25 protein-coding genes are annotated in these 26,314 nt (G+C 56.6%); 19 read left to right on the top strand and 6 right to left on the bottom strand.

Annotated elements, in window-relative coordinates:
• Positions 1-130: 130 nt before the first annotated feature.
• Positions 131-2,674 carry a class I adenylate cyclase gene (gene cyaA / locus PYW49_RS22935; RefSeq protein WP_134348956.1) on the top strand — a complete coding sequence of 848 codons (2,544 nt, stop codon included), beginning with the start codon at positions 131-133 and terminating at the stop codon, positions 2,672-2,674.
• Between the two features lie 95 nt (positions 2,675-2,769).
• Here cyaA and cyaY read toward each other — a convergent pair whose 3' ends face one another.
• Positions 2,770-3,090, bottom strand: a complete 321-nt coding sequence (cyaY, locus tag PYW49_RS22930; RefSeq protein WP_028018192.1) for an iron donor protein CyaY — start codon at positions 3,088-3,090, stop codon at positions 2,770-2,772.
• Positions 3,091-3,225: 135 nt separating this feature from the next.
• Between cyaY and lptM the strand changes: the two genes are divergently transcribed.
• From lptM to corA, 8 genes are all read left to right on the top strand, one after another.
• The gene (lptM, locus tag PYW49_RS22925) at positions 3,226-3,429 is read left to right on the top strand and encodes an LPS translocon maturation chaperone LptM (RefSeq protein ID WP_134348957.1); all 204 of its coding nucleotides are present in this window, start codon (positions 3,226-3,228) and stop codon (positions 3,427-3,429) included.
• A gap of 35 nt (positions 3,430-3,464) precedes the next feature.
• Complete coding sequence (gene dapF / locus PYW49_RS22920; protein WP_134348983.1) at positions 3,465-4,289, top strand: diaminopimelate epimerase; 825 nt, start codon at positions 3,465-3,467, stop codon at positions 4,287-4,289.
• Positions 4,286-4,993 (top strand): DUF484 domain-containing protein, encoded by a 708-nt coding sequence (locus tag PYW49_RS22915; protein ID WP_134348958.1) that lies wholly within the window; start codon positions 4,286-4,288, stop codon positions 4,991-4,993. Before dapF ends, PYW49_RS22915 begins: the two co-directional genes overlap by 4 nt.
• Positions 4,990-5,892: a tyrosine recombinase XerC gene (gene xerC, locus PYW49_RS22910; protein ID WP_320387636.1), complete on the top strand. Its 903-nt coding sequence runs from the start codon at positions 4,990-4,992 to the stop codon at positions 5,890-5,892. Before PYW49_RS22915 ends, xerC begins: the two co-directional genes overlap by 4 nt.
• Complete coding sequence (gene yigB, locus PYW49_RS22905; protein ID WP_320387634.1) at positions 5,892-6,608, top strand: 5-amino-6-(5-phospho-D-ribitylamino)uracil phosphatase YigB; 717 nt, start codon at positions 5,892-5,894, stop codon at positions 6,606-6,608. The genes xerC and yigB overlap by 1 nt, the downstream gene beginning before the upstream one ends.
• A 76-nt stretch (positions 6,609-6,684) precedes the next feature.
• Complete coding sequence (uvrD, locus tag PYW49_RS22900; RefSeq protein WP_126546349.1) at positions 6,685-8,847, top strand: DNA helicase II; 2,163 nt, start codon at positions 6,685-6,687, stop codon at positions 8,845-8,847.
• 149 nt (positions 8,848-8,996) lie between these two features.
• Complete coding sequence (ysgD, locus tag PYW49_RS22895; protein ID WP_212743980.1) at positions 8,997-9,053, top strand: YsgD/CorL family protein; 57 nt, start codon at positions 8,997-8,999, stop codon at positions 9,051-9,053.
• A gap of 151 nt (positions 9,054-9,204) precedes the next feature.
• On the top strand, positions 9,205-10,155 hold the full coding sequence (corA, locus tag PYW49_RS22890; protein WP_080330379.1) for a magnesium/cobalt transporter CorA: 951 nt from the start codon (positions 9,205-9,207) through the stop codon (positions 10,153-10,155).
• A 43-nt stretch (positions 10,156-10,198) separates the two neighbouring features.
• On the opposite strand, the gene rarD is transcribed toward corA, so the two are convergent.
• Positions 10,199-11,095, bottom strand: coding sequence for an EamA family transporter RarD (gene rarD, locus PYW49_RS22885; protein WP_320387631.1), 897 nt, complete (start codon positions 11,093-11,095; stop codon positions 10,199-10,201).
• A 51-nt stretch (positions 11,096-11,146) separates the two neighbouring features.
• The gene (gene yigI, locus PYW49_RS22880) at positions 11,147-11,614 is read right to left on the bottom strand and encodes an acyl-CoA thioesterase YigI (RefSeq protein WP_008501538.1); all 468 of its coding nucleotides are present in this window, start codon (positions 11,612-11,614) and stop codon (positions 11,147-11,149) included.
• Between the two features lie 163 nt (positions 11,615-11,777).
• Here yigI and pldA point away from each other — a divergent pair, with 163 nt between their 5' ends.
• The 3 genes from pldA (at position 11,778) to rhtC (ending at position 15,249) form a co-directional block, all read left to right on the top strand.
• Positions 11,778-12,647 (top strand): phospholipase A, encoded by an 870-nt coding sequence (gene pldA / locus PYW49_RS22875; RefSeq protein ID WP_087822933.1) that lies wholly within the window; start codon positions 11,778-11,780, stop codon positions 12,645-12,647.
• Between the two features lie 90 nt (positions 12,648-12,737).
• Positions 12,738-14,567: an ATP-dependent DNA helicase RecQ gene (gene recQ / locus PYW49_RS22870; protein ID WP_320387630.1), complete on the top strand. Its 1,830-nt coding sequence runs from the start codon at positions 12,738-12,740 to the stop codon at positions 14,565-14,567.
• 61 nt (positions 14,568-14,628) lie between these two features.
• On the top strand, positions 14,629-15,249 hold the full coding sequence (gene rhtC, locus PYW49_RS22865) for a threonine export protein RhtC (protein WP_134348964.1): 621 nt from the start codon (positions 14,629-14,631) through the stop codon (positions 15,247-15,249).
• On the opposite strand, the gene rhtB is transcribed toward rhtC, so the two are convergent.
• Positions 15,246-15,866, bottom strand: coding sequence for a homoserine/homoserine lactone efflux protein (rhtB, locus tag PYW49_RS22860; protein ID WP_047959687.1), 621 nt, complete (start codon positions 15,864-15,866; stop codon positions 15,246-15,248). The two genes, rhtC and rhtB, sit on opposite strands and share 4 nt — an antisense overlap.
• A 109-nt stretch (positions 15,867-15,975) precedes the next feature.
• On the opposite strand from rhtB, the gene pldB reads away from it, so the two are divergent.
• The 3 genes from pldB to PYW49_RS22845 all read left to right on the top strand — a co-directional run bounded on the left by pldB (position 15,976) and on the right by PYW49_RS22845 (position 18,776).
• Complete coding sequence (pldB, locus tag PYW49_RS22855; protein ID WP_134348965.1) at positions 15,976-16,968, top strand: lysophospholipase L2; 993 nt, start codon at positions 15,976-15,978, stop codon at positions 16,966-16,968.
• Positions 16,969-16,993: 25 nt separating this feature from the next.
• On the top strand, positions 16,994-17,794 hold the full coding sequence (gene yigL / locus PYW49_RS22850) for a sugar/pyridoxal phosphate phosphatase YigL (protein ID WP_134348966.1): 801 nt from the start codon (positions 16,994-16,996) through the stop codon (positions 17,792-17,794).
• 82 nt (positions 17,795-17,876) lie between these two features.
• Positions 17,877-18,776, top strand: coding sequence for a carboxylate/amino acid/amine transporter (locus PYW49_RS22845; protein ID WP_134348967.1), 900 nt, complete (start codon positions 17,877-17,879; stop codon positions 18,774-18,776).
• Here PYW49_RS22845 and metR read toward each other — a convergent pair.
• Positions 18,664-19,617: an HTH-type transcriptional regulator MetR gene (gene metR, locus PYW49_RS22840; RefSeq protein ID WP_048339012.1), complete on the bottom strand. Its 954-nt coding sequence runs from the start codon at positions 19,615-19,617 to the stop codon at positions 18,664-18,666. The genes PYW49_RS22845 and metR overlap by 113 nt on opposite strands.
• Before the next feature lie 115 nt (positions 19,618-19,732).
• Between metR and metE the strand changes: the two genes are divergently transcribed.
• The gene (gene metE, locus PYW49_RS22835; RefSeq protein WP_320387628.1) at positions 19,733-21,994 is read left to right on the top strand and encodes a 5-methyltetrahydropteroyltriglutamate--homocysteine S-methyltransferase; all 2,262 of its coding nucleotides are present in this window, start codon (positions 19,733-19,735) and stop codon (positions 21,992-21,994) included.
• Between the two features lie 60 nt (positions 21,995-22,054).
• On the opposite strand, the gene PYW49_RS22830 is transcribed toward metE, so the two are convergent.
• Positions 22,055-22,861 (bottom strand): dienelactone hydrolase family protein, encoded by an 807-nt coding sequence (locus PYW49_RS22830; RefSeq protein WP_320387626.1) that lies wholly within the window; start codon positions 22,859-22,861, stop codon positions 22,055-22,057.
• Positions 22,862-23,116: 255 nt separating this feature from the next.
• Here PYW49_RS22830 and udp point away from each other — a divergent pair, with 255 nt between their 5' ends.
• The 3 genes from udp (at position 23,117) to ubiE (ending at position 26,302) form a co-directional block, all read left to right on the top strand.
• Positions 23,117-23,878, top strand: coding sequence for a uridine phosphorylase (gene udp, locus PYW49_RS22825; protein ID WP_003860792.1), 762 nt, complete (start codon positions 23,117-23,119; stop codon positions 23,876-23,878).
• Positions 23,879-24,017: 139 nt separating this feature from the next.
• On the top strand, positions 24,018-25,475 hold the full coding sequence (gene rmuC, locus PYW49_RS22820; protein ID WP_320387625.1) for a DNA recombination protein RmuC: 1,458 nt from the start codon (positions 24,018-24,020) through the stop codon (positions 25,473-25,475).
• Positions 25,476-25,546: 71 nt separating this feature from the next.
• Complete coding sequence (gene ubiE / locus PYW49_RS22815; protein ID WP_023309612.1) at positions 25,547-26,302, top strand: bifunctional demethylmenaquinone methyltransferase/2-methoxy-6-polyprenyl-1,4-benzoquinol methylase UbiE; 756 nt, start codon at positions 25,547-25,549, stop codon at positions 26,300-26,302.
• Positions 26,303-26,314: the final 12 nt, after the last annotated feature.

Genomic DNA, 26,314 nt, shown 5'->3' with positions numbered 1-26,314 from the left:
TTTTTTCGTCGGTACCACCATAATGATAAGGGCGAAAAAGGGTAACGGTTATCTTTTTGAAATACTGCGGGCCCGCTGTTATTCATGTTTTGAATAGCTTGCGCCACCCGGAAACATCAGGCGATACGTCTTGTACCTCTATATTGAGACTCTGAAACAGAGACTGGATGCCATAAATCAACTGCGTGTGGATCGCGCGCTTGCTGCTATGGGCCCTGCTTTCCAGCAGGTATACAGTCTGCTGCCGACATTATTGCACTATCACCATCCGCTGATGCCTGGCTACCTTGACGGTAACGTTCCCCAGGGCATTTGCCTTTTCACGCCTGATGAAACCCAACAGCACTATCTGAGTGAGCTTGAACTCTATCGCGGCATGCCGCCACAGGAGTCCCCGAAAGGTGAACTGCCGATTACCGGCGTTTACTCTATGGGGAGTACCTCATCGGTAGGGCAAAGCTGTTCTTCGGACCTGGACATCTGGGTCTGTCATCAGTCCTGGCTTGATAACGAAGAGCGCCAGCTGCTGCAACGTAAATGCAGCCTGCTGGAAAGCTGGGCGGCGTCGCTCGGCGTGGAAGTGAGCTTCTTCCTGATTGATGAAAACCGATTCCGTCATAACGAAAGCGGCAGTCTGGGTGGTGAGGACTGCGGCTCGACCCAGCACATCCTGTTGCTGGATGAATTTTACCGTACTGCTGTGCGTCTGGCCGGTAAGCGTATTCTGTGGAATATGGTGCCGTGCGATGAAGAAGAGCATTACGACGATTACGTGATGTCGCTGTACTCGCAGGGTGTCCTGACGCCAAACGAATGGCTGGACCTCGGCGGCCTGAGCTCTCTGTCAGCGGAAGAGTACTTTGGCGCAAGCCTCTGGCAGCTCTATAAGAGTATTGACTCACCGTACAAAGCGGTGCTGAAAACGCTGCTGCTGGAAGCCTATTCCTGGGAATACCCGACGCCGCGCCTGCTGGCGAAAGATATCAAGCAGCGTTTGCACGACGGGGAGATCGTCTCCTTCGGGCTGGACGCCTACTGCATGATGCTGGAGCGCGTGACCGAATACCTGAAAGCCATTGACGACACCACGCGTCTTGACCTGGTGCGTCGATGTTTCTATCTCAAAGTCTGTGAGAAATTGAGCCGCGAGCGCGCATGCGTGGGCTGGCGTCGTGAAGTGGTCAGTCAGTTAGTGAAAGAGTGGGGATGGGACGAAGAGCGTTTGTCCATGCTCGACAACCGCGCCAACTGGAAAATCGATCAGGTGCGTGAAGCGCACAACGAACTGCTCGATGCGATGATGCAAAGCTACCGTAACCTGATCCGCTTTGCGCGTCGTAATAACCTCAGCGTTTCAGCCAGCCCGCAGGATATCGGTGTGTTGACCCGTAAACTGTACGCCGCGTTTGAAGCGCTGCCGGGTAAAGTCACTCTGGTTAACCCGCAGATTTCGCCTGACCTCTCAGAACCGAACCTGACCTTTATCTATGTCCCGCCGGGTCGCGCGAACCGCACCGGGTGGTATCTTTACAACCGTGCGCCAAGCATGGATTCGATCGTCAGCCATCAACCGCTGGAATATAACCGTTACCTGAACAAGCTGGTGGCCTGGGCCTGGTTTAACGGCCTGCTGACCTCGCGCACCCGCCTGTTTATCAAAGGCAACGAGGTGGTTGATCTCGCTAAGCTGCAGGAGATGGTGGCGGATGTCTCACACCACTTCCCGCTGCGTCTGCCTGCGCCAACGCCGAAAGCGCTCTACAGCCCATGTGAGATTCGCCATCTGGCGATCATCGTTAACCTGGAATACGACCCGACGGCGGCCTTCCGCAATCAGGTGGTCCATTTCGACTTCCGCAAGCTGGACGTTTTTAGCTTTGGCGAGCAGCAAAATTGCCTGGTGGGTAGCGTGGATCTGCTTTACCGCAACTCGTGGAATGAAGTGCGTACCCTGCATTTCAACGGCGAGCAGGCGATGATCGAAGCGCTGAAAACCATTCTCGGTAAAATGCACCAGGACGCCGCGCCACCGGACAGCGTGGAAGTGTTCTGCTACAGCCAGCACCTGCGTGGGTTGATTCGTACCCGCGTGCAGCAGCTGGTTTCTGAATGTATCGAACTGCGTCTCTCCAGTACCCGTCAGGAAACCGGGCGCTTTAAAGCGCTGCGCGTCTCCGGCCAGACCTGGGGCCTGTTCTTCGAACGTCTCAACGTGTCGGTACAGAAGCTGGAAAACGCCATCGAGTTCTACGGCGCGATTTCGCACAACAAGCTGCATGGTCTGTCGGTGCAGGTGGAAACCAACCACGTTAAGCTGCCGCAGGTGGTGGACGGTTTTGCCAGTGAAGGGATTATTCAGTTCTTCTTCGAAGAGTCGGGCGACGATGCCGGTTTCAATATCTACATCCTGGATGAGACCAACCGCGCCGAGGTGTATCACCATTGTGAAGGCAGTAAAGAGGAGCTGGTGCGCGACGTCAGCCGCTTCTACTCCTCTTCGCATGATCGTTTCACCTACGGCTCAAGCTTTATCAACTTTAACCTGCCGCAGTTCTACCAGATTGTGAACGTCGACGGTCGTACGCAGGTGATTCCGTTCCGGACCCAGGCCGTCACGCCTGTCGCGCCTGCAAATCAGGACACCGCGCCGCTGTTGCAGCAGTATTTCTCCTGAGCCTTTTCGCTCGCCCGGTGGCGGCTACGCCTTACCGGGTCTACAACAGCTCGGTTCCGTAGGCCGGGTCAGCGCAGCGCCACCCGGCACAGAAACTATCTGAAACTCACGACCTCACCCGCCTGCGCGGTCGCCGCCTGTTCCAGCAGATCCCAGAACGTGACGCCGCTACGGTCGCAAACCCATTCCCCGTCTTTCAGATCGAAATGATAGCCGCCCTGTTTGGCGGCCAGCCATACCTGGTGAAGCGGCTCCTGGCGGTTAATAATAATTTTGCTGCCATTTTCGAAGCTCAGGGTCAGAATACCGCCGTTGATTTCACAATCGATATCGCTGTCGCCGTCCCAGTCGTCGAGACGCTCTTCGATGGTCATCCACAGGTTGTCGGCAAGGCGATGGAATTCACTGTCGTTCATGGTTTTGTTCCTGTTTTTCGTGATGCCGGCAGTATAACCCTAAATAAATCCCGTTGCAGGAAAGCGGCAAACTCTTGCTTTTGTGTCTTCTCCTGCGATGATAGAAACAGATTTGAACTTACGGGCAACTTTATAATGAAAAACGCTTTCCGAACGCTTGCCGTTCTCATCACGCTGTTTAGCCTGACGGGCTGCGGACTGAAGGGACCACTGTACTTCCCGCCAGCGGATAAAACCGCGCCGCCGCCGACGAAACCTGTGAACAGCGGTATTGAATCTACTACGCCAGATACTAACGATCGTGGCGACAACGGTGGTCCGACTCAGGTAAATCTCTGACGACAACGTTCTGTACCCGCGCAATGGAGCAAATGATGCAGTTCTCTAAAATGCATGGCCTTGGCAACGATTTTATGGTCGTCGACGCGGTAACGCAGAATGTGTTTTTCTCCCCGGAACTGATCCGTCGCCTGGCGGATCGGCATCTGGGCGTGGGGTTCGATCAGCTGCTGGTGGTTGAGCCACCGTACGATCCTGACCTCGATTTCCACTACCGTATTTTTAACGCGGACGGCAGCGAAGTTAACCAGTGCGGCAACGGCGCGCGCTGTTTTGCCCGCTTTGTCCGCCTGAAAGGGCTGACCAACAAGCGTGATATTCGCGTCAGCACGGCCAATGGTCGCATGGTGCTCAGCGTCACTGATGATGAGCTGGTACGCGTGAACATGGGCGAGCCTAACTTTGAGCCCTCCGTTGTGCCGTTTCGCGCAAACAAAGCGGAAAAGACCTATATTATGCGTGCGGCCGAGCAGACAGTATTGTGCGGCGTCGTCTCAATGGGTAACCCGCACTGCGTGATTCAGGTTGATGATGTGGAAACTGCCGCCGTCGAAACGCTCGGCCCGGTGCTGGAAAGCCACGAACGTTTCCCGGAGCGCGCGAACATCGGTTTTATGCAGGTGGTAGCGCGTGAGCACATCCGCCTGCGGGTTTACGAGCGCGGCGCGGGCGAGACGCAGGCCTGCGGAAGCGGTGCCTGTGCGGCAGTGGCCGTGGGCATCTCTCAGGGGTTACTGGCAGAAGAGGTTCGCGTGGAGTTACCGGGCGGTCGGCTAGATATCGCCTGGAAAGGACCGGGTCATCCACTGTATATGACTGGCCCGGCGGCACATGTCTATGACGGGTTTATCCATCTATGAAACAACCAGGGGAAGAACTGCAGGAAACAGTGACGGAGCTGGACGACAGAGCTGTTGTTGATTATCTGCTGCGCAATCCTGAGTTTTTTATTCGCAATGCACGCATCGTCGAAGAGATGCGCGTGCCGCATCCGGTTCGCGGAACCGTGTCGCTGGTCGAATGGCACATGGCACGCTCGCGCAACCACATCAATCAGCTTGAAGAGAACATGACGCTGCTGATGGAACAGGCCAGTACTAACGAAAGTCTGTTCTATCGTCTTCTGCATCTGCAGGCGCGTCTGGCATCGGCGCACAGTCTCGAAGAGTTCCTCAGCCGCTTCCACCGCTGGGCGCGCGAGCTTGGGCTTGCGGGCGCAACGATCCGTCTTTTCCCTGACCGCTGGCGCATTGGCGCACCGTCGGGGTTTACCCATCTGGCACTTAGCCGTCAGGCGTTTGAACCGCTGCGCATTCAGCGTCTGGGCCATGAGCATCACTACCTTGGGCCATTGAACGGACCTGAACTGCTGGTGGTGTTACCCGAAGCTAAAGCGATAGGCTCGGTGGCGATGTCGCTGATGGGGCGCGATGGCGATCTGGGGGTCATGTTATTTACCAGCCGCGATGCACATCACTATGAGCAAGGGCAAGCCACGCACCTGCTGCAGGAGATCGCTCTGATGCTGCCTGAGCTGCTGGAGCGCTGGATTGAGCGAGTATGACGGACGGACTGCTCTCTGCTGACGTCTCGCGCTTTTTGCGCTATCTGGGCGTGGAGCGTCAGCTTAGCCCCATTACTCTGCTTAATTACCAGCGTCAGCTTGATGCCCTCATGCAGATTGCCGACGAGATCGGCCTGAAAAGCTGGCAGCACTGTGACGCTGCGACGGTTCGCGGGTTTGTCGTGCGGAGCCGCAGAAAAGGATTAGGCCCGGCAAGCCTGGCGCTCAGGCTCTCTGCGCTGCGCAGTTTCTTCGACTGGCTGGTCAGTCAGGGAGGCTTAAAAGCCAACCCGGCAAAAGGGATCGCCACGCCAAAAGCGCCGCGCCATCTGCCTAAAAATATCGACGTTGACGACGTAAACCGCCTGTTGGATATCGATCTGAACGATCCGTTGGCCGTACGCGACCGCGCGATGCTGGAGGTGATGTACGGTGCCGGGCTGCGTCTTTCAGAGCTGGTTAATCTTGATTTAAAACACCTCGACCTGGACACCGGCGAAGTGTGGGTCATGGGCAAGGGCAGCAAAGAGCGCCGCCTGCCGATTGGCCGCAACGCGGTATCCTGGATTGAGCACTGGCTTGACCTGCGCGGGCTGTTTGGCGCAGAAGAGGACGCGCTGTTCCTGTCGAAACTCGGTAAGCGGATCTCGGCGCGTAACGTGCAGAAGCGCTTTGCGGAGTGGGGCATTAAGCAGGGGCTGAACAGCCACGTTCACCCGCACAAGCTGCGTCACTCCTTTGCGACACACATGCTTGAGTCGAGCGGCGATCTGCGCGGCGTGCAGGAGCTGCTTGGCCACGCAAATCTGTCGACCACTCAAATCTATACCCACTTAGACTTCCAACACCTTGCCTCGGTGTATGACGCGGCGCATCCACGCGCCAAACGGGGGAAATAATGCGTTTTTACCGCCCACTCGGTCAGATTTCAGCCCTGACGTTTGACCTTGATGACACCTTATATGACAACCGCGAAGTGATCCTGCGTACCGAGCAGGAGTCGCTGACGTTTGTCCAGAACTACCATCCGGCGCTGAAGACGATGCAGAACAAGGATTTCCAGACGCTGCGTCAGTCCCTGCGGGAGACCGAGCCGGACATTTACCACGATGTGACCGAATGGCGTCGTCGCGCGGTTGAGCAGGCGATGCTCAACGTGGGGCTGAGCGCGCAAGATGCGGCCATTGGGGCTGAAGCGGCAATGGAAAACTTCGCCAAATGGCGCAGCCGTATCGATGTGCCGCAGGAGACCCACGACACGCTGGCGAAACTGGCAGAGAAATGGCCGCTGGTGGCCATCACAAACGGCAATGCCCAGCCTGAGCTGTTTGGTCTCGGCGATTACTTTGAATTTGTGCTGCGTGCCGGTCCCCACGGGCGCTCCAAGCCGTTCAGTGATATGTACCATCTTGCAGCGGAAAAACTGAATCTGTCGCTGGGTGAAATTCTGCACGTGGGGGATGACCTCACCACAGACGTGGCGGGTGCCATCCGCTGCGGCATGCAGGCCTGCTGGATCAAGCCGGAAAAAGCCGACCTGATGATCGCCTCCGATAGCCGTCTTCTGCCACACCTGGAAATTTCGCGGTTGGCATCCCTCACGACGCTGATATAATCATCAATTGTTCTGTATAAATTAACAGGGTTTTGGCGAATGTCATTCGCCTGCCCGACATGACGTGACGGTGCCAATGGACGTTTCTTACCTGCTCGACAGCCTTAATGACAAACAGCGTGAAGCAGTTGCCGCCTCGCGCACCAACATGCTGGTTCTGGCAGGGGCGGGCAGTGGTAAGACGCGCGTTCTGGTTCACCGTATCGCCTGGTTGCAGAGCGTGGAAAACTGCTCACCGTACTCCATCATGGCGGTCACGTTTACCAACAAGGCGGCGGCGGAGATGCGCCACCGTATCGCCCAACTGATGGGCACCAGCCAGGGCGGCATGTGGGTCGGCACCTTCCATGGCCTGGCGCACCGCCTGCTGCGCGCGCACCATATGGACGCCAACCTGCCGCAGGATTTCCAGATCCTCGACAGCGAAGACCAGCTCCGTCTGCTCAAACGCCTGATTAAGGCGATGAATCTTGACGAGAAGCAGTGGCCGCCGCGTCAGGCGATGTGGTACATCAACGGCCAGAAAGACGAAGGGCTGCGCCCGCACCATATTCAGAGTTTCGGCAACCCGGTCGAGCAGACCTGGCAAAACGTCTACAAGGCCTATCAGGAAGCGTGCGATCGTGCCGGTCTGGTGGATTTCGCCGAGCTGCTGCTGCGCGCCCACGAGCTGTGGCTCAACAAGCCGCACATCCTGCAGCACTATCGTGAACGCTTCACCAATATCCTGGTGGACGAATTCCAGGATACCAACAACATCCAGTACGCATGGATCCGCCTGCTGGCCGGTGATACCGGCAAGGTAATGATCGTAGGCGATGATGACCAGTCGATCTACGGCTGGCGCGGGGCGCAGGTGGAGAACATCCAGCGCTTCCTCAAGGACTTCCCCGGCGCGGAAACCATCCGTCTGGAGCAGAACTACCGCTCGACGAACAACATCCTCAGCGCGGCTAACGCCCTGATCGAAAACAACAACGGGCGTTTGGGTAAAAAGCTGTGGACCGACGGCGTCGACGGCGAACCGATTTCGATTTACTGCGCCTTCAACGAGCTCGACGAAGCCCGCTTTGTGGTGAACCGCATCAAAACCTGGCAGGACAACGGCGGCGCCCTGGAGCAGTGCGCCATTCTCTACCGCAGCAACGCCCAGTCGCGCGTGCTGGAAGAGGCGCTGCTGCAGGTGAGCATGCCTTACCGTATTTATGGCGGTATGCGCTTCTTCGAACGTCAGGAAATCAAAGATGCGCTCTCGTATCTGCGTCTGATTGCAAACCGCAACGACGACGCGGCGTTTGAGCGCGTGGTCAACACGCCGACCCGTGGCATTGGAGACCGCACGCTGGACGTGGTGCGTCAGGCCTCTCGCGATCGCCAGCTGACGCTGTGGCAGGCATGCCGCGAGCTGTTGCAGGAAAAAGCGCTCGCCGGTCGTGCCGCCAGCGCGCTGCAGCGTTTCCTCGAACTGATTGATGCTCTGGCGCAGGAAACGGCCGACATGCCGCTGCACGTGCAGACCGACCGGGTGATTAAAGACTCCGGCCTGCGCACCATGTATGAGCAGGAAAAAGGCGAGAAAGGCCAGACCCGTATTGAGAACTTAGAGGAACTGGTCACGGCAACGCGCCAGTTCAGCTACAACGAAGAAGATGAAGACCTGATGCCGCTTCAGGCGTTTCTCTCTCACGCCGCGCTGGAAGCAGGCGAGGGACAGGCGGATACCTGGCAGGATGCGGTTCAGCTCATGACCCTGCACTCCGCCAAAGGTCTGGAGTTCCCGCAGGTGTTTATCGTCGGCATGGAAGAGGGGATGTTCCCTAGCCAGATGTCGCTGGATGAGGGGGGACGCCTGGAAGAGGAGCGTCGCCTGGCCTACGTGGGCGTGACGCGCGCGATGCAAAAGCTGACGCTAACCTACGCCGAAACCCGCCGTCTGTACGGTAAAGAGGTCTATCACCGTCCGTCGCGCTTTATCGGTGAACTGCCGGAAGAGTGCGTGGAAGAGGTGCGTCTGCGGGCGAGCATCAGCCGTCCGGTCAGCCATCAGCGTATGGGCTCGCCGATTGCGGAAACCGACACCGGCTACAAGCTGGGCCAGCGCGTGCGCCATTCGAAGTTTGGCGAAGGTACCATTGTGAATCTGGAAGGCAGCGGCGAGCACAGCCGCCTGCAGGTGGCGTTCCAGGGGCAGGGTATCAAATGGCTGGTGGCGGCCTATGCGAAGCTGGAAACAGTCTAACATTCAGAAAAATATCATTATTTTGTAATAATCTGCTAGCCTTATACATTGAAGGTCAATTAATGCCCTTCAGCGTTCCGTTGCGTGTTGACGCCACAGTTATAGCTGGCGTAACATGCGCGCACGATTACGCTAAGAGGACATTCGCCTTGGACACACCCAGTAGATACTGGCTCAATTCCCTGTCATCCAGGAACAACTCCTAAGGCTATCTCCCCTTGCTGATGGCCTTAGTGGTTGTCAGCGACATGCACTATTCCCGTCGCGCTGAGTCAGGCTGTTTAATGGTCTGAAACCCAATTTGTTTCTGTGTGCCCACCGAACTGTCCGATATTTTTTGCATTGGGAGTCCCGGTCATGTTGAGCGCATTTCAACTCGAAAATAACCGACTGACTCGGCTTGAAGCCGAAGAGTCACAGCCCCTCGTTGATGCCGTATGGGTGGATCTGGTCGAGCCGGACGACGATGAACGCCTGCGCGTACAATCTGAGCTGGGACAAAGCCTGGCGACACGCCCGGAACTGGAAGACATCGAAGCATCCGCACGTTTTTTTGAAGACGAAGACGGTCTGCATATTCACTCCTTCTTCTTCTTTGAAGATGCTGAAGACCACGCGGGTAACTCTACCGTGGCGTTTACCATTCGTGATGGCCGTCTGTTTACCCTGCGCGAGCGCGAACTGCCTGCGTTTCGTCTCTACCGCATGCGCGCCCGCAGCCAGGCCATGGTGGATGGTAACGCCTACGAGCTGCTGCTCGATCTGTTCGAAACCAAAATTGAACAGCTGGCGGATGAAATTGAAAACATCTACAGCGATCTGGAAAAGCTCAGCCGCGTGATCATGGAAGGCCATCAGGGCGATGAGTACGACGAAGCGCTCTCCACTCTGGCGGAGCTGGAAGATATCGGCTGGAAGGTGCGTTTGTGTCTGATGGATACCCAGCGTGCGCTGAACTTCCTGGTGCGCAAGGCGCGTCTGCCGGGCGGCCAGCTGGAGCAGGCGCGGGAGATCCTGCGAGATATCGAATCCCTGCTGCCGCACAACGAATCCCTGTTCCAGAAGGTCAACTTCCTGATGCAGGCGGCGATGGGCTTTATCAACATCGAGCAGAACCGCATCATCAAGATCTTCTCGGTGGTTTCGGTGGTGTTCCTGCCACCGACGCTGGTGGCCTCCAGCTACGGGATGAACTTTGAGTTTATGCCGGAGCTGAAGTGGAGCTTTGGTTACCCGGGGGCGATTATCTTCATGATCCTCGCCGGGCTGGCACCGTATCTGTACTTTAAGCGTCGTAACTGGCTGTAAAAATCTGGCGGGTGGCGCTGCGCTTACCCGCCCTACAAAACACCTACATTCCTTTGCGGGCCCTGCGCTGGGTATAAATGGCATCTGCAACGAAAATCGCCAGCGCCACCCAGATAAAGGCGAAGGTCACCATCTTATCCGCGCCTGGCACTTCGCCGTAAAACACCACCGCCAGCAGGAACATCAGCGTCGGGCCAATGTACTGGAAGAAGCCCAGCGTGGAGAGACGCAGACGCGTCGCCGCACCGGTGAAGCACAGCAATGGAATCGTCGTCACCACGCCCGCCGCCATCAGCATCAGATTCAGCGACCACGGGTTGCTGCCCATATGGCTGGTTGGGCTGTCGGCGATGCCGAAGAGATAAATCGCCGCGACCGGCAGCAGCCACAGGGTTTCAAACAACATCCCGGTTTGTGCTTCCACCGCAATCTTCTTGCGCACCAGGCCGTAGAAGGCAAAGCTGAACGCCAGACCGAGGGCAATAATCGGCAACGAGCCGAACGTCCAGAGCTGAACCAGCACGCCACAGAAGGCCAAAATGACGGCCACCCATTGCATCCGGCGGAAGCGCTCGCCGAGGAAAATCATCCCCAGCACGATGTTCACCAGCGGGTTAATGAAGTACCCCAGGCTCGCTTCGAGCATGTGATGGTTATTCACCGCCCAGATAAACAGCAGCCAGTTGCCGCCAATCAGCACCGCAGAGAGCGCCAGCAGGAAGACCTTTCCAGGGGTTTTAAACAGCGTTTTGACGCCCGACCACTGACGGCTGAGGCTCATCAGCGCGATCATAAAAAAGAATGACCAGATAACGCGGTGAGTGAGGATCTCATCGGCCGGAACGTAAGCGATAAGCTTGAAATACGCCGGGGCGATACCCCAAATAAAATAAGCGGCAAGGGCGAGTAAAACGCCCTGCCGCGTCTGTTTAGCATCCATCGGGAAAATCCATTACAAAAAAGTGAATTAATTTTACCCGATTTTGCTGCCTCAACCCACCATATAAGTGGCGGTTGCGCTGGCGATATAAACTTGTTCTTCGTTATGTAATTCAACGCGAGCAACGGCAACTTTATTTCCCGCACGCAGCAGGCTGCTGGTACAGGTAAAGCGATTTCCGCGCCCCGGGCGAAGATAGTCGACGCGCAAATCAATGGTGCCCATGCGCGCCAGACGCTGGCGGAGTTCGTCTTCATTGATGGTGTCATGGCGGGTCAGCGTACTGCCCACGCAGACCAGGCCTGCCGCGACGTCCAGCGCAGAGGCAATCACGCCGCCGTGCAAAATACTTTGCGCCCAGTTACCTACCATCATCGGCTGGTTGTTGAAACTCAGCTGGGCAAAGTCTTTTTCGTAACGCTCCAGCTCCAGTCCCAGCGCGCGGTTAAACGGCATATGGTAAACAAAAATCTCGCCCACGAGTTTTAACACTTCTTCGGCGGTAAGCATGGCTGACATGAGGCATCACATCCTTATTGTTAATGAAATGTTGATTTTATGCCTCAGCAATAAGGAATTCCACTTTCAGAAACGAGGATGCAGCAGTTGTCGCAGAAGTATGTAGAATGTTCGCCACATAACTATTCAAGTAATTTTACTCTTTTGCAGGAGAACACCACCGATGCGGACGTATCTGGCCTGGTTACTGGCGGCGGTTGCGCTGCCCCTCACAGCATATGCGCAGGAAGCCACGATCAAAGAGGTGCATGATAAACCAGCCGTTCATGGCAGTATTATCGCGAACCTTCTTCAGGAGCATGACAATCCGTTCACGCTCTATCCGTATGACACCAACTACGTGATTTACACCCAGACCAGCGATCTCAACAAAGAGGCGATAAGCTCCTATAACTGGTCTGATAACGCGCGTAAAGATGAGGTGAAGTTCCAGCTCAGTCTCGCCTTCCCGTTCTGGCGCGGCATTCTGGGGCCGAATTCGGTGCTCGGTGCGTCTTACACGCAGAAATCCTGGTGGCAGCTCTCTAACAGCGGGGAGTCCTCGCCGTTCCGTGAAACGAACTACGAGCCACAGCTGTTCCTCGGTTTTGCAACGGATTATGAATTTGCTGGATGGACGTTGCGTGATGTTGAAGTGGGCTTTAACCATGATTCCAACGGTCGTTCCGACCCGACTTCCCGAAGCTGGAACCGCGCCTATACGCGCCTGATGGCGCAGAACGGTAACTGGATGGTGGAAGTGAAGCCGTGGTACGTGGTGGGCGAAACCGATGACAACCCGGATATCACCAAATACATGGGTTACTACCAGCTCAAAGTCGGCTACCAGCTGGGCGATGCCGTGCTCAGCGCCAAAGGCCAGTACAACTGGAACACCGGCTACGGTGGCGCGGAAGTGGGCTTAAGCTACCCAATGACGAAGCACGTTCGTATCTATACGCAGGTATACAGCGGTTACGGCGAGTCGCTTATCGACTACAACTTCAACCAGACTCGCATCGGCGTTGGCGTGATGCTGAACGATATTCTCTAGCCTGCTCGAATGTTTTTGCGTTAAACGTTGAAGTTTCTCTCTCAGGCGCTGAAAATAGCGCCTGTTTTATTTTTCGCATATGGGGTTAATGTGGCGCAGGCGGAAGTATTGAATCAGGAGTCGCTGGCTAAACAGGTTTTGCATGAAACCTTTGGCTATCAGCAGTTCCGCCCTGGCCAGGAAACCATCATTGAAACGGTGCTGGAAGGTCGCGATTGCCTGGTGGTGATGCCGACCGGCGGCGGTAAATCCCTCTGTTATCAGGTGCCCGCGCTGGTGCTTAACGGCCTGACGGTCGTGGTATCGCCTCTGATTTCACTGATGAAAGACCAGGTTGACCAGCTGCTCGCCAACGGCGTGGCGGCAGCCTGTCTTAACTCCACGCAAACCCGTGAGCAGCAGCAAGAGGTGATGGCCGGATGCCGCACCGGGCAGATCCGCCTGCTGTATATCGCGCCGGAACGCCTGATGCTGGATAACTTCCTCGACCATCTCGCGCACTGGAACCCGGTCCTGCTGGCGGTGGATGAAGCGCACTGTATCTCCCAGTGGGGACACGATTTCCGCCCGGAATACGCTGCGCTCGGCCAGCTGCGCCAGCGCTTCCCCGAGCTGCCGTTTATGGCGCTTACCGCCACGGCAGATGACACCACCCGTCTGGATATTGTTCGCCTGCTGGGGCTGAACGACCCTTATATTCAGGTCAGCAGCTTCGACCGCCCCAACATCCGCTACATGCTGATGGAAAAATTCAAGCCGCTGGATCAGCTCTTACGCTACGTGCAGGAGCAGCGCGGCAAGTCCGGCATTATCTACTGCAACAGCCGTGCGAAGGTCGAAGACACCGCCGCACGTCTGCAAAACCGCGGCTTTAGCGCGGCGGCCTACCATGCCGGGCTAGAGAACCACATCCGTGCCGACGTGCAGGAGAAGTTCCAGCGCGATGACCTGCAAATTGTGGTGGCGACGGTGGCGTTCGGCATGGGGATCAACAAGCCCAACGTGCGCTTTGTGGTGCACTTCGACATTCCTCGCAATATCGAATCCTACTATCAGGAAACCGGCCGTGCCGGGCGTGACGGCCTGCCAGCGGAAGCGATGCTGTTTTACGATCCGGCCGATATGGCATGGCTGCGCCGCTGCCTGGAGGAAAAACCGCAGGGACAGCTCCAGGATATCGAACGCCACAAGCTCAACGCGATGGGCGCGTTTGCCGAAGCGCAAACCTGCCGTCGTCTGGTGCTGCTCAACTACTTTGGTGAAGGGCGACAGGAGCCGTGCGGCAACTGCGATATCTGCCTGGATCCGCCGAAACAGTACGATGGGCTGATGGACGCGCGTAAGGCGCTCTCGACCATCTACCGTGTGAATCAACGCTTCGGGATGGGCTACGTGGTGGAAGTGCTGCGCGGTGCTAATAACCAGCGTATTCGCGACATGGGCCACGACAAGCTCCCTGTCTACGGTATTGGCAAGGAGCAGAGCCACGAGCACTGGGTCAGCATTATCCGCCAGCTGATTCACCTCGGCTTTGCCACACAAAACATTGCTCAGCACTCCGCGCTACAGCTTACCGAAGCGGCGCGTCCGGTCCTGCGCGGTGACATTGAACTGAAGCTCGCCGTGCCGCGCGTTCTCGCCCTGAAGCCGCGGGTGATGCAAAAATCGTACGGCGGCAATTACGACCGCAAGCTGTTTGCCAAACTGCGCAAGCTGCGTAAAGCCATTGCTGATGAAGAGAACATTCCGCCTTACGTGGTGTTCAACGACGCGACGCTGATTGAGATGGCCGAACAGATGCCCCTCAGCGCCAGCGAAATGCTCAGCGTCAACGGCGTCGGCACGCGCAAGCTGGAGCGCTTCGGTAAGGAGTTTATGGCGCTCATCCGTTCACATGCCGATGGTGATGATGAGGAGTAGTCAGCCGGGCGAAAAAGTGCCAGGATGATGACTCACTGAATTATTTCCCCGCGAGCTAATTATGTTAATGCTATTTCTTACCGTGGCGTTGGTGCACATCGTTGCGCTGATGAGCCCGGGCCCAGACTTTTTCTTCGTGTCACAAACGGCCGTCAGCCGCTCCCGCAAAGAGGCGATGATGGGCGTGCTCGGTATCACCATGGGCGTCATGGTCTGGGCGGCGGTCGCGCTGCTTGGCCTGAACCTGATTCTGGCAAAGATGGCCTGGCTGCATAACATCATTATGGTTGGCGGTGGCCTGTACCTGTGCTGGATGGGCTACCAGATGCTGCGCGGGGCGCTGAAGAAAGAAGAGAAAAAACCGGAAGAGCCAAAGGTTGAGCTGGCAACGGGCGGCCGCAGTTTTGTAAAAGGGCTGCTGACCAACCTGGCGAACCCGAAAGCCATTATCTATTTCGGCTCAGTATTTTCGCTGTTTGTCGGCGATAACGTCGGCGCGGGTGCGCGCTGGGGCATCTTCCTGCTGATCGTCGTTGAAACCTTTGCCTGGTTCACCATCGTGGCAAGCCTGTTTGCCTTACCGGCGATGCGCCGCGGCTATCAGCGCATCGCGAAGTGGATTGACGGCTTCGCCGGCGCACTGTTCGCCGGCTTCGGCATTCATCTCATCATTTCTCGCTAAGCATGACGCGCTGACGCAAGCAGCGCGCCAACCAGCATAAACAGCGAACCAAAGACTTTGTTCAGGGCCTTCATCTGCTTAGGCCCTTTAATCCACGCCGCAATCCGCTGCGCCAGCGTCGCGTAACCAATCATCACGATGATATCGACGATAATGGTGGTCGCGCCCAGTACCACGTACTGCATCACCTGGGGCTGATGCGGAACGATAAACTGCGGGAACAGCGCGGCGAGGAAGACGATGCTTTTCGGGTTGGTGAGGTTGACGAAAACCGCGCGTTTAAACAGATGGCCGCGGTTTTGCGTCTGAGCGAGCGTATTCAGGTTGATGGAGCCCGCCGCGCGCCACTGCTGAATACCCAGCCAGATCAGATACGCTGCCCCGGCCCATTTCAGCACCTCAAAAGCCAGTACAGAGCGGGAGAACAGGGTGCCCAGACCAATCCCGACCAGGACGATGTGAATGCCCAGCCCGGCCTGCAAACCGGCAATCGACGCTGCCGCACCGCGATAGCCGTGGTTGATGGAAGTGGTCATGGTGTTAATGGCGCCCGAGCCCGGTGAAAGGCTAAGGATGATGGATGTCAGCAGGTAAGCGAACCACCACTCGAAGGTCATTTGAAACTCCCGAATCGTCTGTTTTTATGCCACAATACGCTATTGTTGAGTCATTTTGTGACCGGTTACGAAAAAACGATATTCCTTGGCTTACGTGAGTGGAAACCCGATGTTTCAGCAGAAAAAGGACTGGGAAACACGAGAAAACGCATTTGCTGCTTTCTCCATGGGGCCGCTGACCGATTTCTGGCGCCAGCGTGAGGAAGATGAGTTTACGGGCGTCGGTGATATACCGGTACGCTTTGTGCGTTTTCACGATAAGAAAAATGACCGGGTCATCGTGGTCTGTCCCGGGCGTATCGAGAGCTACATCAAATACGCCGAACTGGCCTATGACCTGTTCCATCTGGGCTTCGATGTACTGATTATCGATCACCGCGGGCAGGGGCTTTCGGGCCGCCTGTTATCGGATACGCATCGCGGCCATGTGGATAACTTCAGCGACTACGTCGACGATCTCGCCGCGTTCTGGCAGCAGGAAGTCGAGCCTGGTCCATGGCGGAAGCGCTATATTCTGGCGCACTCTATGGGCGGTGCGATTTCAACGCTGTTTTTACAGCGTCACGAACATAAATGCGACGCCATTGCGCTCACCGCGCCGATGTATGGCATCGTCATGCGCTTTCCGGACTGGATGGTGCGTCATATTCTCGACTGGGCTGAGGGCCATCAGCGCATTCGTGAAGGCTACGCCATTGGTACCGGGCGCTGGCGGGCGTTGCCGTTTGCGATGAACGTGCTGACCCACAGCCGACAGCGTTATCGTCGTAACCTGCGTTTTTATGCCGACGAACCGCGCCTGCGCGTGGGCGGCCCGACATATCACTGGGTGCGGGAAGGGATCCTTGCCGGTGAGCAGGTTCTGGCGGGCGTCGCGAATGACGATACGCCAACGCTCCTGATTCAGGCTGAAGAAGAGCGTGTGGTGGATAACCGCATGCATGACCGCTTTTGCGAACTCCGCGCTGCCGCCGGCCACCCTTGTGAAGGGGGAAAACCGTTGGTCATCAACGGCGCGTACCATGAGATCCTTTTTGAAAAGGACGCTATGCGCTCAGTCGCGCTTAACGCCATCGTCGAGTTTTTCGACCGGCATAACTGATTTTCTATTGAGGTTAAATTTCCCTATGTACCAGGTTGTTGCATCTGATTTAGATGGCACGCTGCTTTCTCCCGACCACACCCTGTCGCCTTACGCGAAAGAGACCTTAAAGCTTCTGACCGCCCGGGGCGTGAACTTTGTGTTTGCCACCGGCCGCCACCACGTAGACGTAGGGCAGATCCGCGATAATCTTGAGATCAAATCGTACATGATCACCTCTAACGGTGCGCGCGTGCATGATACCGACGGCAACCTGATCTTTACCCACAACCTGGATCGCGATATTGCCGCCGATCTGTTCGGGGTAGTACATAACAACCCGAATATCGTCACCAACGTTTACCGCGACGACGACTGGTTTATGAACCGCCACCGCCCGGAAGAGATGCGCTTCTTCAAAGAGGCCGTATTCCAGTACTCGCTGTACGAGCCGGGTCTGCTGGAGCCGGAAGGGATCAGCAAGGTATTCTTCACCTGTGTAGACCATGAGGAATTGCTGCCGCTGGAGCAGGCAATTAACGCGCGCTGGGGCGATCGCGTTAATGTGAGCTTCTCAACGCTGACCTGTCTGGAAGTGATGGCCGGGGGCGTATCCAAAGGCCACGCGCTGGAAGCGGTTGCGAAACGTCTGGGCTTCGAGCTGAAAGACTGCATCGCCTTTGGTGACGGTATGAACGATGCCGAAATGCTTTCTATGGCGGGCAAGGGCTGCATTATGGAGAACGCGCACCAGCGCCTGAAAGACCTGCACCCGGAGCTGGAAGTGATCGGCACCAACGCTGACAACGCGGTACCGAAGTATCTGCGCAAGCTATTCCTTGAATAATCTTCATTTGATTATTTATCGCTCAGTTGTCAACTAAAGAGTTCGCTACAATGCCTGTCCTTCTTTCTGAGAGACAAGCATTGTGGCGCTACTCATTATCACCACTATCCTGTGGGCCTTCTCCTTTAGCCTGATTGGCGAATACCTTGCCGGTTCGGTCGACAGCTACTTCTCGGTGCTGATGCGCGTGGGGCTGGCGGCGCTGGTGTTCCTGCCGTTTCTGCGTACGCGCGGGCAATCGCTGAAAACGATTGTGTTGTATATGCTGGTGGGGGCGATGCAGCTCGGCATCATGTATCTGTTTAGCTTCCGGGCTTACGTCTACCTTTCCGTCTCTGAATTCCTGCTGTTCACCGTGCTAACGCCGCTCTATATCACGCTGATCTACGATTTGCTCAGCAAGCGCCGCCTGCGCTGGGGATACCTGCTGAGCGCGGCACTGGCGGTGATCGGCGCGGCGATTATTCGCTATGACAAAGTCAGCGATCACTTCTGGACCGGGCTGATGTTCGTCCAGCTCGCCAACATCAGTTTTGCCATCGGCATGGTGGGCTACAAACGCCTGATGGAAACCCGTCCGATGCCGCAGCATAACGCGTTTGCCTGGTTCTATATGGGCGCCGCGATTATCGCGGTGGCGGCGTGGTTTATGCTTGGTAACCCGCAAAAGCTGCCGACCACCTCCGTGCAGTGGGGCGTTCTGATCTGGCTGGGCGTTGTGGCATCAGGGCTGGGGTATTTCATGTGGAACTACGGCGCTACTCAGGTAGACGCCGGTACGCTGGGGATCATGAACAACGTGCATGTCCCGGCAGGGTTGCTGGTCAACCTCGCCATCTGGCAGCAACAGCCGCACTGGCCGAGCTTCATTATTGGGGGAACGGTGATCCTGGCTTCGCTGTGGGTCCATCGACGCTGGGTCGCTCCGCGCTCCGCACAAACGGAAGATGGTCGCACGCGTGGTTCCGCGCTGAGCGAATAAACGCCTCTGTAATCGGCTGACGCTGCTCGCCATCGCGCACGGCGGCGTACAGCCTGCTCCACAGTCCTTCACCCAGGGTTTTTGTGACCACCAGACCCTGGCGTTCAAAACTCTCCACTACCCAGTGCGGCAGCGCTGCGATACCCATTCTGGCCGCCACCATCTGAATCAACAGCAGGGTGTTATCCACGCTTTTCAGCTGCGGGCTAATGCCTGCCGGCTGCAGGAAGTGACGCCAGATATCCAGACGACTGCGCTGAACCGGGTAAATCAGCAGCGTTTCCGTCGCCAGGTCTTCCGGCGTGATGCGCGTTTTGGCTGCCAGCGGATGATCCGGCGCCAGCACCAGGCGCACTTCATAATCAAACATCGGCGAATAGTGCAGGCCGCTGCGCGGCAGAATATCGGACGTCATCACCAGATCCAGCTCGCCCTGCTGCAGTGAGGGCTGCGGGTCGAACGTCACGCCGGATTTAAAGTCCATCTCTACCTGCGGCCACTTCTGGCGGAAGTTCTCAAGCGCGGGGGTTAGCCACTGAATACAGCTGTGGCATTCAATCGCGATACGCAGTTTGGTCTGCTGCGGTTCGTTACACGCCTGCAGCGCGCTGGCGATCTGTGGCAATACCTGATTCGCCAGCTGCAGCAGGATCTCGCCCTGAGGCGTAAAGCGCAGCGGCTGGCTCTTACGCACAAAAAGACGAAATCCAAGGCGTTGTTCCAGATCGCTGAACTGGTGAGAAAGGGCGGACTGGGTCTGGTGCAGCGTGGCCGCCGCCGCCGCGAGCGAGCCGCAGTTCCGCAACGCTTGTAGCGTTTTCAGGTGTTTAATTTCGATCATGAAAGTCCTTCACTTCGCCATGAACATTTTGCGCTTGAGGAATATACAGTACCTGCCAATTATAGATGTGTAAACATCTGGACGTCTAAATAACGAATTTCACAAGGGGCACACCATGACAATCCGCAATCACACTCTCGGTTTCCCTCGCGTTGGCCTGCGTCGCGAGCTGAAAAAAGCGCAAGAAAGCTACTGGGCGGGTAACGCCACCCGTGAAGAGCTGCTGGCGGTGGGACGCGAGCTGCGCGCCCGTCACTGGGATCAGCAAAAACAGGCGGGCATTGACCTGCTGCCGGTGGGCGATTTCGCCTGGTACGACCATGTTCTGACGACCAGCCTGCTGCTTGGCAACGTGCCGGCTCGTCATCAGAACAAAGATGGATCGGTAGATATCGATACCCTGTTCCGCATCGGCCGTGGCCGTGCACCAACGGGGGAGCCAGCGGCAGCGGCGGAAATGACCAAGTGGTTCAACACCAACTATCACTATATGGTGCCGGAGTTCGTCAAGGGCCAGCAGTTCAGGCTGACCTGGACGCAGCTGCTGGATGAAGTGGACGAAGCGCTGGCGCTGGGTCATCAGGTGAAGCCCGTATTGCTGGGGCCAGTCACCTACCTGTGGCTGGGTAAAGTTAAAGGCGAGCAGTTTGACCGACTCAGCCTGCTGAAGGATATTCTGCCGGTCTATAAACAGGTACTGATTGAGCTGGGGAAACGCGGCATACAGTGGGTACAAATCGACGAACCTGCGCTGGTGCTCGAACTGCCCAAGGTTTGGCTCGATGCCTTCAAACCGGCGTATGAGGCACTCACCGATCAGGTAAAACTCCTGCTGACCACCTATTTCGAAGGCGTGACGCCAAACCTGAAAACCATTACCGCGCTGCCGGTTCAGGGCCTGCACGTTGACCTCGTACACGGTAAAGATGACGTGGCGGAACTGCATAAGCGGCTGCCAGCGGACTGGCTGCTCTCTGCCGGTTTGATCAACGGCCGTAACGTCTGGCTTGCCGATCTCACTGAGAAATACGCCCAGATTAAGGACATCGTTGGCAAACGTGAGCTGTGGGTGGCCTCTTCCTGTTCTCTGCTGCACAGCCCGATCGATCTGAGCGTCGAAACCCGTCTGGATGCCGAGGTAAAAAGCTGGTTTGCCTTCGCCCTGCAAAAGTGCGAAGAGCTGGCCCTGCTGCGCGACGCGCTGAACAGCGGCGACACGGCGGCAATAGCAGAATGGAGCGCACCGATTCAGGCGCGCCGTCACTCGGCTCGCGTCCATAACCCGGCGGTGGAAAAACGCCTGGTGGCCATCACCGCCCAGGACAGCCAGCGTCAGAGCCCGTATGAAGTGCGCGCCGACGCGCAGCGCGCCCGCTTCAACCTGCCTGCGTGGCCGACCACCACAATTGGTTCCTTCCCGCAGACCACCGAGATCCGCGGCCTGCGTCTGGATTTCAAAAAAGGCAATCTGGATGCGAATCACTACCGCACCGGTATCGCCGAACACATCAAGCAGGCGATTATCGAGCAGGAACGTCTGGGTCTGGACGTGCTGGTGCACGGTGAGGCCGAGCGTAACGACATGGTGGAATACTTCGGTGAACATCTGGACGGTTTCGTGTTTACCCAGAACGGCTGGGTGCAGAGCTACGGCTCCCGCTGCGTGAAGCCACCGGTGGTTATCGGTGACGTCAGCCGCCCGGAAGCGATCACCGTGGAGTGGGCGAAATACGCGCAGTCCCTGACGGACAAGCCGGTGAAAGGCATGCTCACCGGTCCGGTAACGATTCTTTGCTGGTCCTTCCCGCGTGAAGACGTGACCCGTGAAACCATCGCGAAGCAAATTGCGCTGGCATTGCGTGACGAAGTGGCCGATCTCGAAGCCGCAGGCATTGGCATCATCCAGATTGACGAACCGGCGCTACGCGAAGGCTTGCCGCTGCGCCGCAGCGACTGGGATGCGTATTTACAGTGGGGCGTGGAAGCGTTCCGCATCAACGCCGCGGTCGCGAAGGACGACACCCAGATCCACACCCACATGTGTTACTGCGAATTTAACGACATCATGGATTCGATTGCCGCGCTGGACGCTGACGTGATCACCATCGAGACCTCGCGTTCAGACATGGAACTGCTGGAGTCGTTTGAAGAGTTCGACTACCCGAATGAGATTGGACCGGGCGTGTACGACATTCACTCCCCGAACGTGCCGAGCGTGGAGTGGATTGAAGCCCTGTTGAAAAAAGCGGCTCAGCGCATTCCGGCAGAACGCCTGTGGGTGAACCCGGACTGCGGACTGAAAACCCGCGGCTGGGCGGAAACCCGCGCAGCGCTCGCCAACATGGTGAAGGCGGCGCAGAACTTGCGTCAGGGTTGAGGCGTTAGTTCACTTCCGTTATGTAGGCCCGGCAAGGCGTAACCGCCACCGGGCTTTTTTTTACACTTTCTTCCCGCCGTACTGACTAAACCACGCCAGCATTCTCTGCCAGCCATCTTTGGCTGATTCAGCGTGATAGCTCGGACGATAATCGGCGTTAAACGCATGCCCGGCATCCGGGTACACCACAATCTCTGCCTTTGCATTTGCTGCACGGAGCGCATGGCGCATGGTCTCTACCGAATCCAGCGAAATACCGGTGTCCTGACCGCCGTACAGCCCTAATACCGGGGCATTTAACTCAGTGGCAATATCAACGGGATGTTTCGGTGAATTCAGCGTTTTTTCACCCACCAGTTTGCCGTACCAGGCGACAGCGGCTTTGAGTTGCGGGTTATGCGCGGCATACAGCCAGCTAATGCGTCCGCCCCAGCAGAAACCGGTGACCAGCAGGCGGTGTGGATCGCCCCCGTTGCGCGCCGCCCAGCTGGCGACGTGATCGAGATCGGCCAGTACCTGAGCGTCAGGAACTTTGCTGACCAGGTTACTGAGCAATGTGGGAATATCGCTGTAGTCGTTCGGATCGCCCTGACGGAAGTAGAGCTCTGGGGCAACGGCCAGATACCCTTCGAGCGCCAGCCGGCGGCAGAGATCGCGAATGTGTTCATGAACACCAAAAATCTCCTGGATCACAATCACGATGGGCAGCGGGCCGTCTGCCGATTTTGGCCGTGCGTGATAAGCAGGCATATTCTCCCCCTGCGAGGGAATGGAGGTCTCACCCGCGGTAATTGCCGCTTCTGGCGTCGACACGATGGTTGAAGCATGCGGAGCCGCAGCAGGTGCAAATCCGGTTTTTTCAGTCATGGCATTCTCCGTACCAATGAGTTAGCGCAAAGGTAAATATAGACACCAGGTTAACAACTCACAGTGCCTTAAACGGTCTATCTTTTGTGCAGCACCTGGCGATATAACTTGTTAATGTGATGTGAATCACTTTTTGATGGAAAATTAATGCAATCATTTTCATTCATGGTGAGGAGCGTCACGAAATTAAGCTTGCCGCTTCTGTAAAGTACCGTTTTACTTCTTCTGACTAACCGACCCACAGAGGAGTCACCTATGTCTAAGTCTGATGTTTTTCATCTCGGCCTCACCAAAAACGATTTACAAGGGGCTACGCTCGCAATCGTCCCGGGCGATCCTGAGCGTGTGGAAAAGATCGCCGCGCTGATGGATAAGCCGGTCAAGCTGGCAGCTCATCGTGAATTCACCACCTGGCGTGCAGAGCTGGATGGTAAAGCCGTGATCGTGTGTTCTACCGGTATCGGTGGCCCGTCTACTTCTATTGCTGTTGAAGAGCTGGCGCAGCTGGGCATTCGTACTTTCCTGCGTATCGGTACCACCGGCGCTATTCAGCCGCATATCAACGTTGGTGATGTGCTGGTCACGACCGCGTCCGTGCGTCTGGACGGGGCGAGCCTGCACTTTGCACCAATGGAATTCCCGGCGGTGGCTGATTTCGAATGTACGACTGCGTTGGTTGAAGCGGCGAAATCCGTTGGCGCAACCACCCACGTGGGCGTAACCGCCTCTTCCGACACCTTCTACCCGGGCCAGGAGCGTTACGACACCTTCTCAGGCCGCGTGGTAAGCCGCTTTAAAGGCTCAATGGAAGAGTGGCAGTCCATGGGCGTGATGAACTACGAAATGGAATCCGCAACGCTGCTGACCATGTGCGCAAGCCAGGGTCTGCGTGCCGGTATGGTGGCGGGCGTTATCGTCAACCGTACTCAGCAGGAGATCCCGAACGCCGAAACCATGAAGCAGACCGAAAGTCATGCGGTGAAAATCGTGGTGGAAGCCGCGCGTCGCCTGATCTAATCCTCTCTTCTGAAAACAAAGGCCGACACGTTCGGCCTTTATTTTTTGCGTAGCGCCTTGCAGGAAAACCCTTTCAAACTGGACGTTTATACAGCACAATTCTATTTTGTGCGGGTAATACGTTGATGCAGGGGGCATTGTGGATATCTCAGTCCTGATTTATGCGGTGATTGCGCTGGCGGGCGTGGGGATGGGCTGGCTCATTTCCAGCTACCAGCATGCACAGCAGAAGGCCGACCAGCTGGCCGAGCGAGAAGAGATAGTCGCCGATTTAAGCGCGGCAAAACAGCAGCTTGCTCTGAGTGAACACTGGCGAGATGAGTGTGAACTGCTCAATAACGAGCTGCGCAATCTGCGTGATATCAACACCTCACTGGAGGCCGATCTCCGCGAAGTGACCACCCGCCTCGAATCCACCCAGCTTCATGCGGAAGACAAAATCCGCCAGATGATCAACAGCGAGCAGCGCCTCAGCGAACAGTTTGAGAACCTCGCCAACCGTATTTTCGAGCACAGCAACCGCCGCGTTGACGAACAGAACCGCCAGAGCCTGAACAGCCTGCTGACGCCCCTGCGTGAACAGCTTGACGGTTTTCGTCGCCAGGTGCAGGACAGCTTTGGTCAGGAAGCCCGCGAGCGGCACACGCTGGCGCATGAGATTCGCAATCTCCAGCAGCTGAATGCCCAGATGGCGCAGGAAGCGGTCAACCTGACCCGCGCGCTTAAAGGGGATAACAAAACGCAGGGCAACTGGGGAGAAGTCGTGCTGACCCGCGTACTGGAAGCCTCTGGCTTGCGGGAAGGGTATGAATACGAAACGCAGGTGAGTATCGAAAACGATGCCCGCTCGCGTATGCAACCGGATGTGATTGTGCGGCTGCCGCAGGGCAAAGATGTGGTGATTGACGCCAAAATGACGCTCGTTGCCTACGAACGTTACTTTAATGCGGAAGATGACTACACGCGTGAGTCTGCCCTCCAGGAGCACATAGCCTCCGTGCGTAACCACATTCGCCTGCTCGGCAGAAAAGACTATCAGCAGCTGCCGGGGCTCCGCTCGCTCGACTATGTATTGATGTTTATTCCTGTTGAGCCGGCGTTCCTGCTGGCGCTGGACAGACAGCCTGAACTGATCACCGAAGCGCTGAAAAATAACATTATGCTGGTGAGTCCAACCACGTTGCTGGTGGCCCTGCGGACGATTTCAAACCTGTGGCGCTATGAACACCAGAGCCGTAATGCCCAGCAGATCGCCGATCGCGCCAGCAAGCTGTACGATAAAATGCGCCTGTTCGTGGACGATATGTCTTCCGTTGGGCAAAGCCTGGATCGCGCGCAGGATAACTATCGTCAGGCAATGAAAAAACTCTCTTCTGGGCGCGGCAATCTGCTTGCACAAGCCGAAGCTTTCCGCAGCCTGGGGGTGGAGGTCAAACGCGAGATTAATCCGGAATTGGTTGAACAGGCCACAGAGCAGGATGAAGAGTTCAGGCTGCGTGAGGGCGCTGTTGGGCAAAATACTGGCAGTGAAGACAACGATTTAGCGGCGGAATTATCGCCAGAGTCGTCGCCAGCGCGTTTCTTTCGCGGTGGTTGAATCGTAGGGCAAATGCGCCCAATCTGTTACACTTGACCGACATTTTACTTTACTGATTAGCAGGCTCTGAGATGGCTGACGATTCACAAGACACAACGCACTTTGGCTTTCAGACTGTAGCCAAAGCGCAGAAAGCTGACATGGTGGCCCACGTATTTCATTCCGTGGCGGCGAAGTACGATGTGATGAATGACCTGATGTCGTTCGGCATTCATCGCTTGTGGAAGCGCTTCACCATTGACTGTAGCGGCGTGCGTCGCGGACAAACTGTACTGGACTTAGCCGGCGGTACGGGCGATTTAACCGCGAAATTCTCCCGTCTGGTGGGCGAAACTGGTCGCGTTGTTCTCGCAGATATTAATGACTCTATGCTGAAAATGGGACGCGAGAAGCTGCGTAACATTGGCGTGGTGGGGAATGTGGAATATGTGCAGGCAAACGCCGAAGCGCTGCCGTTCCCGGACAATACCTTCGACTGCATCACTATCTCCTTCGGTCTGCGTAACGTTACCGATAAAGAGAAAGCGCTGCGCTCCATGTACCGTGTGCTGAAACCGGGTGGACGCCTGCTGGTGCTCGAGTTCTCCAAACCTATTATTGAGCCGCTGAGCAAAGCTTACGACGCCTATTCCTTCCACGTGCTGCCGCGCATCGGTGAGCTGGTGGCCAACGATGCGGAAAGCTACCGCTATCTGGCGGAATCTATCCGTATGCACCCGGATCAGGACACATTAAAAGCTATGATGCAGGATGCAGAATTTGAGAACGTTGAATATTTCAACCTGACGGCGGGTGTCGTCGCGCTGCATCGCGGTTACAAATTCTGAGTGGAGGTGTCC

Origin of the sequence: Enterobacter chinensis, from assembly GCF_034008295.1 — a bacterium.
In the GTDB taxonomy this organism is placed as follows: domain Bacteria; phylum Pseudomonadota; class Gammaproteobacteria; order Enterobacterales; family Enterobacteriaceae; genus Enterobacter; species Enterobacter chinensis.
This window is presented reverse-complemented; position numbering and strand designations above follow the sequence as displayed.

Bases quoted from the DNA above. Each gene is read 5' to 3' on its own strand.
- pldB (WP_134348965.1), top strand. From the start codon at position 15,976: ATGTTTCAGCAGAAAAAGGACTGGGAAACACGAGAAAACGCATTTGCT.
- yigB (WP_320387634.1), top strand. From the start codon at position 5,892: ATGCGTTTTTACCGCCCACTCGGTCAGATTTCAGCCCTGACGTTTGAC.
- PYW49_RS22830 (WP_320387626.1), bottom strand. From the start codon at position 22,861: ATGACTGAAAAAACCGGATTTGCACCTGCTGCGGCTCCGCATGCTTCA.
- lptM (WP_134348957.1), top strand. From the start codon at position 3,226: ATGAAAAACGCTTTCCGAACGCTTGCCGTTCTCATCACGCTGTTTAGC.
- metE (WP_320387628.1), top strand. From the start codon at position 19,733: ATGACAATCCGCAATCACACTCTCGGTTTCCCTCGCGTTGGCCTGCGT.
- pldA (WP_087822933.1), top strand. From the start codon at position 11,778: ATGCGGACGTATCTGGCCTGGTTACTGGCGGCGGTTGCGCTGCCCCTC.
- corA (WP_080330379.1), top strand. From the start codon at position 9,205: ATGTTGAGCGCATTTCAACTCGAAAATAACCGACTGACTCGGCTTGAA.
- rarD (WP_320387631.1), bottom strand. From the start codon at position 11,095: ATGGATGCTAAACAGACGCGGCAGGGCGTTTTACTCGCCCTTGCCGCT.
- rhtC (WP_134348964.1), top strand. From the start codon at position 14,629: ATGTTAATGCTATTTCTTACCGTGGCGTTGGTGCACATCGTTGCGCTG.
- udp (WP_003860792.1), top strand. From the start codon at position 23,117: ATGTCTAAGTCTGATGTTTTTCATCTCGGCCTCACCAAAAACGATTTA.
- yigL (WP_134348966.1), top strand. From the start codon at position 16,994: ATGTACCAGGTTGTTGCATCTGATTTAGATGGCACGCTGCTTTCTCCC.
- PYW49_RS22915 (WP_134348958.1), top strand. From the start codon at position 4,286: ATGAAACAACCAGGGGAAGAACTGCAGGAAACAGTGACGGAGCTGGAC.
- metR (WP_048339012.1), bottom strand. From the start codon at position 19,617: ATGATCGAAATTAAACACCTGAAAACGCTACAAGCGTTGCGGAACTGC.
- rhtB (WP_047959687.1), bottom strand. From the start codon at position 15,866: ATGACCTTCGAGTGGTGGTTCGCTTACCTGCTGACATCCATCATCCTT.
- ubiE (WP_023309612.1), top strand. From the start codon at position 25,547: ATGGCTGACGATTCACAAGACACAACGCACTTTGGCTTTCAGACTGTA.
- uvrD (WP_126546349.1), top strand. From the start codon at position 6,685: ATGGACGTTTCTTACCTGCTCGACAGCCTTAATGACAAACAGCGTGAA.
- yigI (WP_008501538.1), bottom strand. From the start codon at position 11,614: ATGTCAGCCATGCTTACCGCCGAAGAAGTGTTAAAACTCGTGGGCGAG.
- dapF (WP_134348983.1), top strand. From the start codon at position 3,465: ATGCAGTTCTCTAAAATGCATGGCCTTGGCAACGATTTTATGGTCGTC.
- cyaY (WP_028018192.1), bottom strand. From the start codon at position 3,090: ATGAACGACAGTGAATTCCATCGCCTTGCCGACAACCTGTGGATGACC.
- xerC (WP_320387636.1), top strand. From the start codon at position 4,990: ATGACGGACGGACTGCTCTCTGCTGACGTCTCGCGCTTTTTGCGCTAT.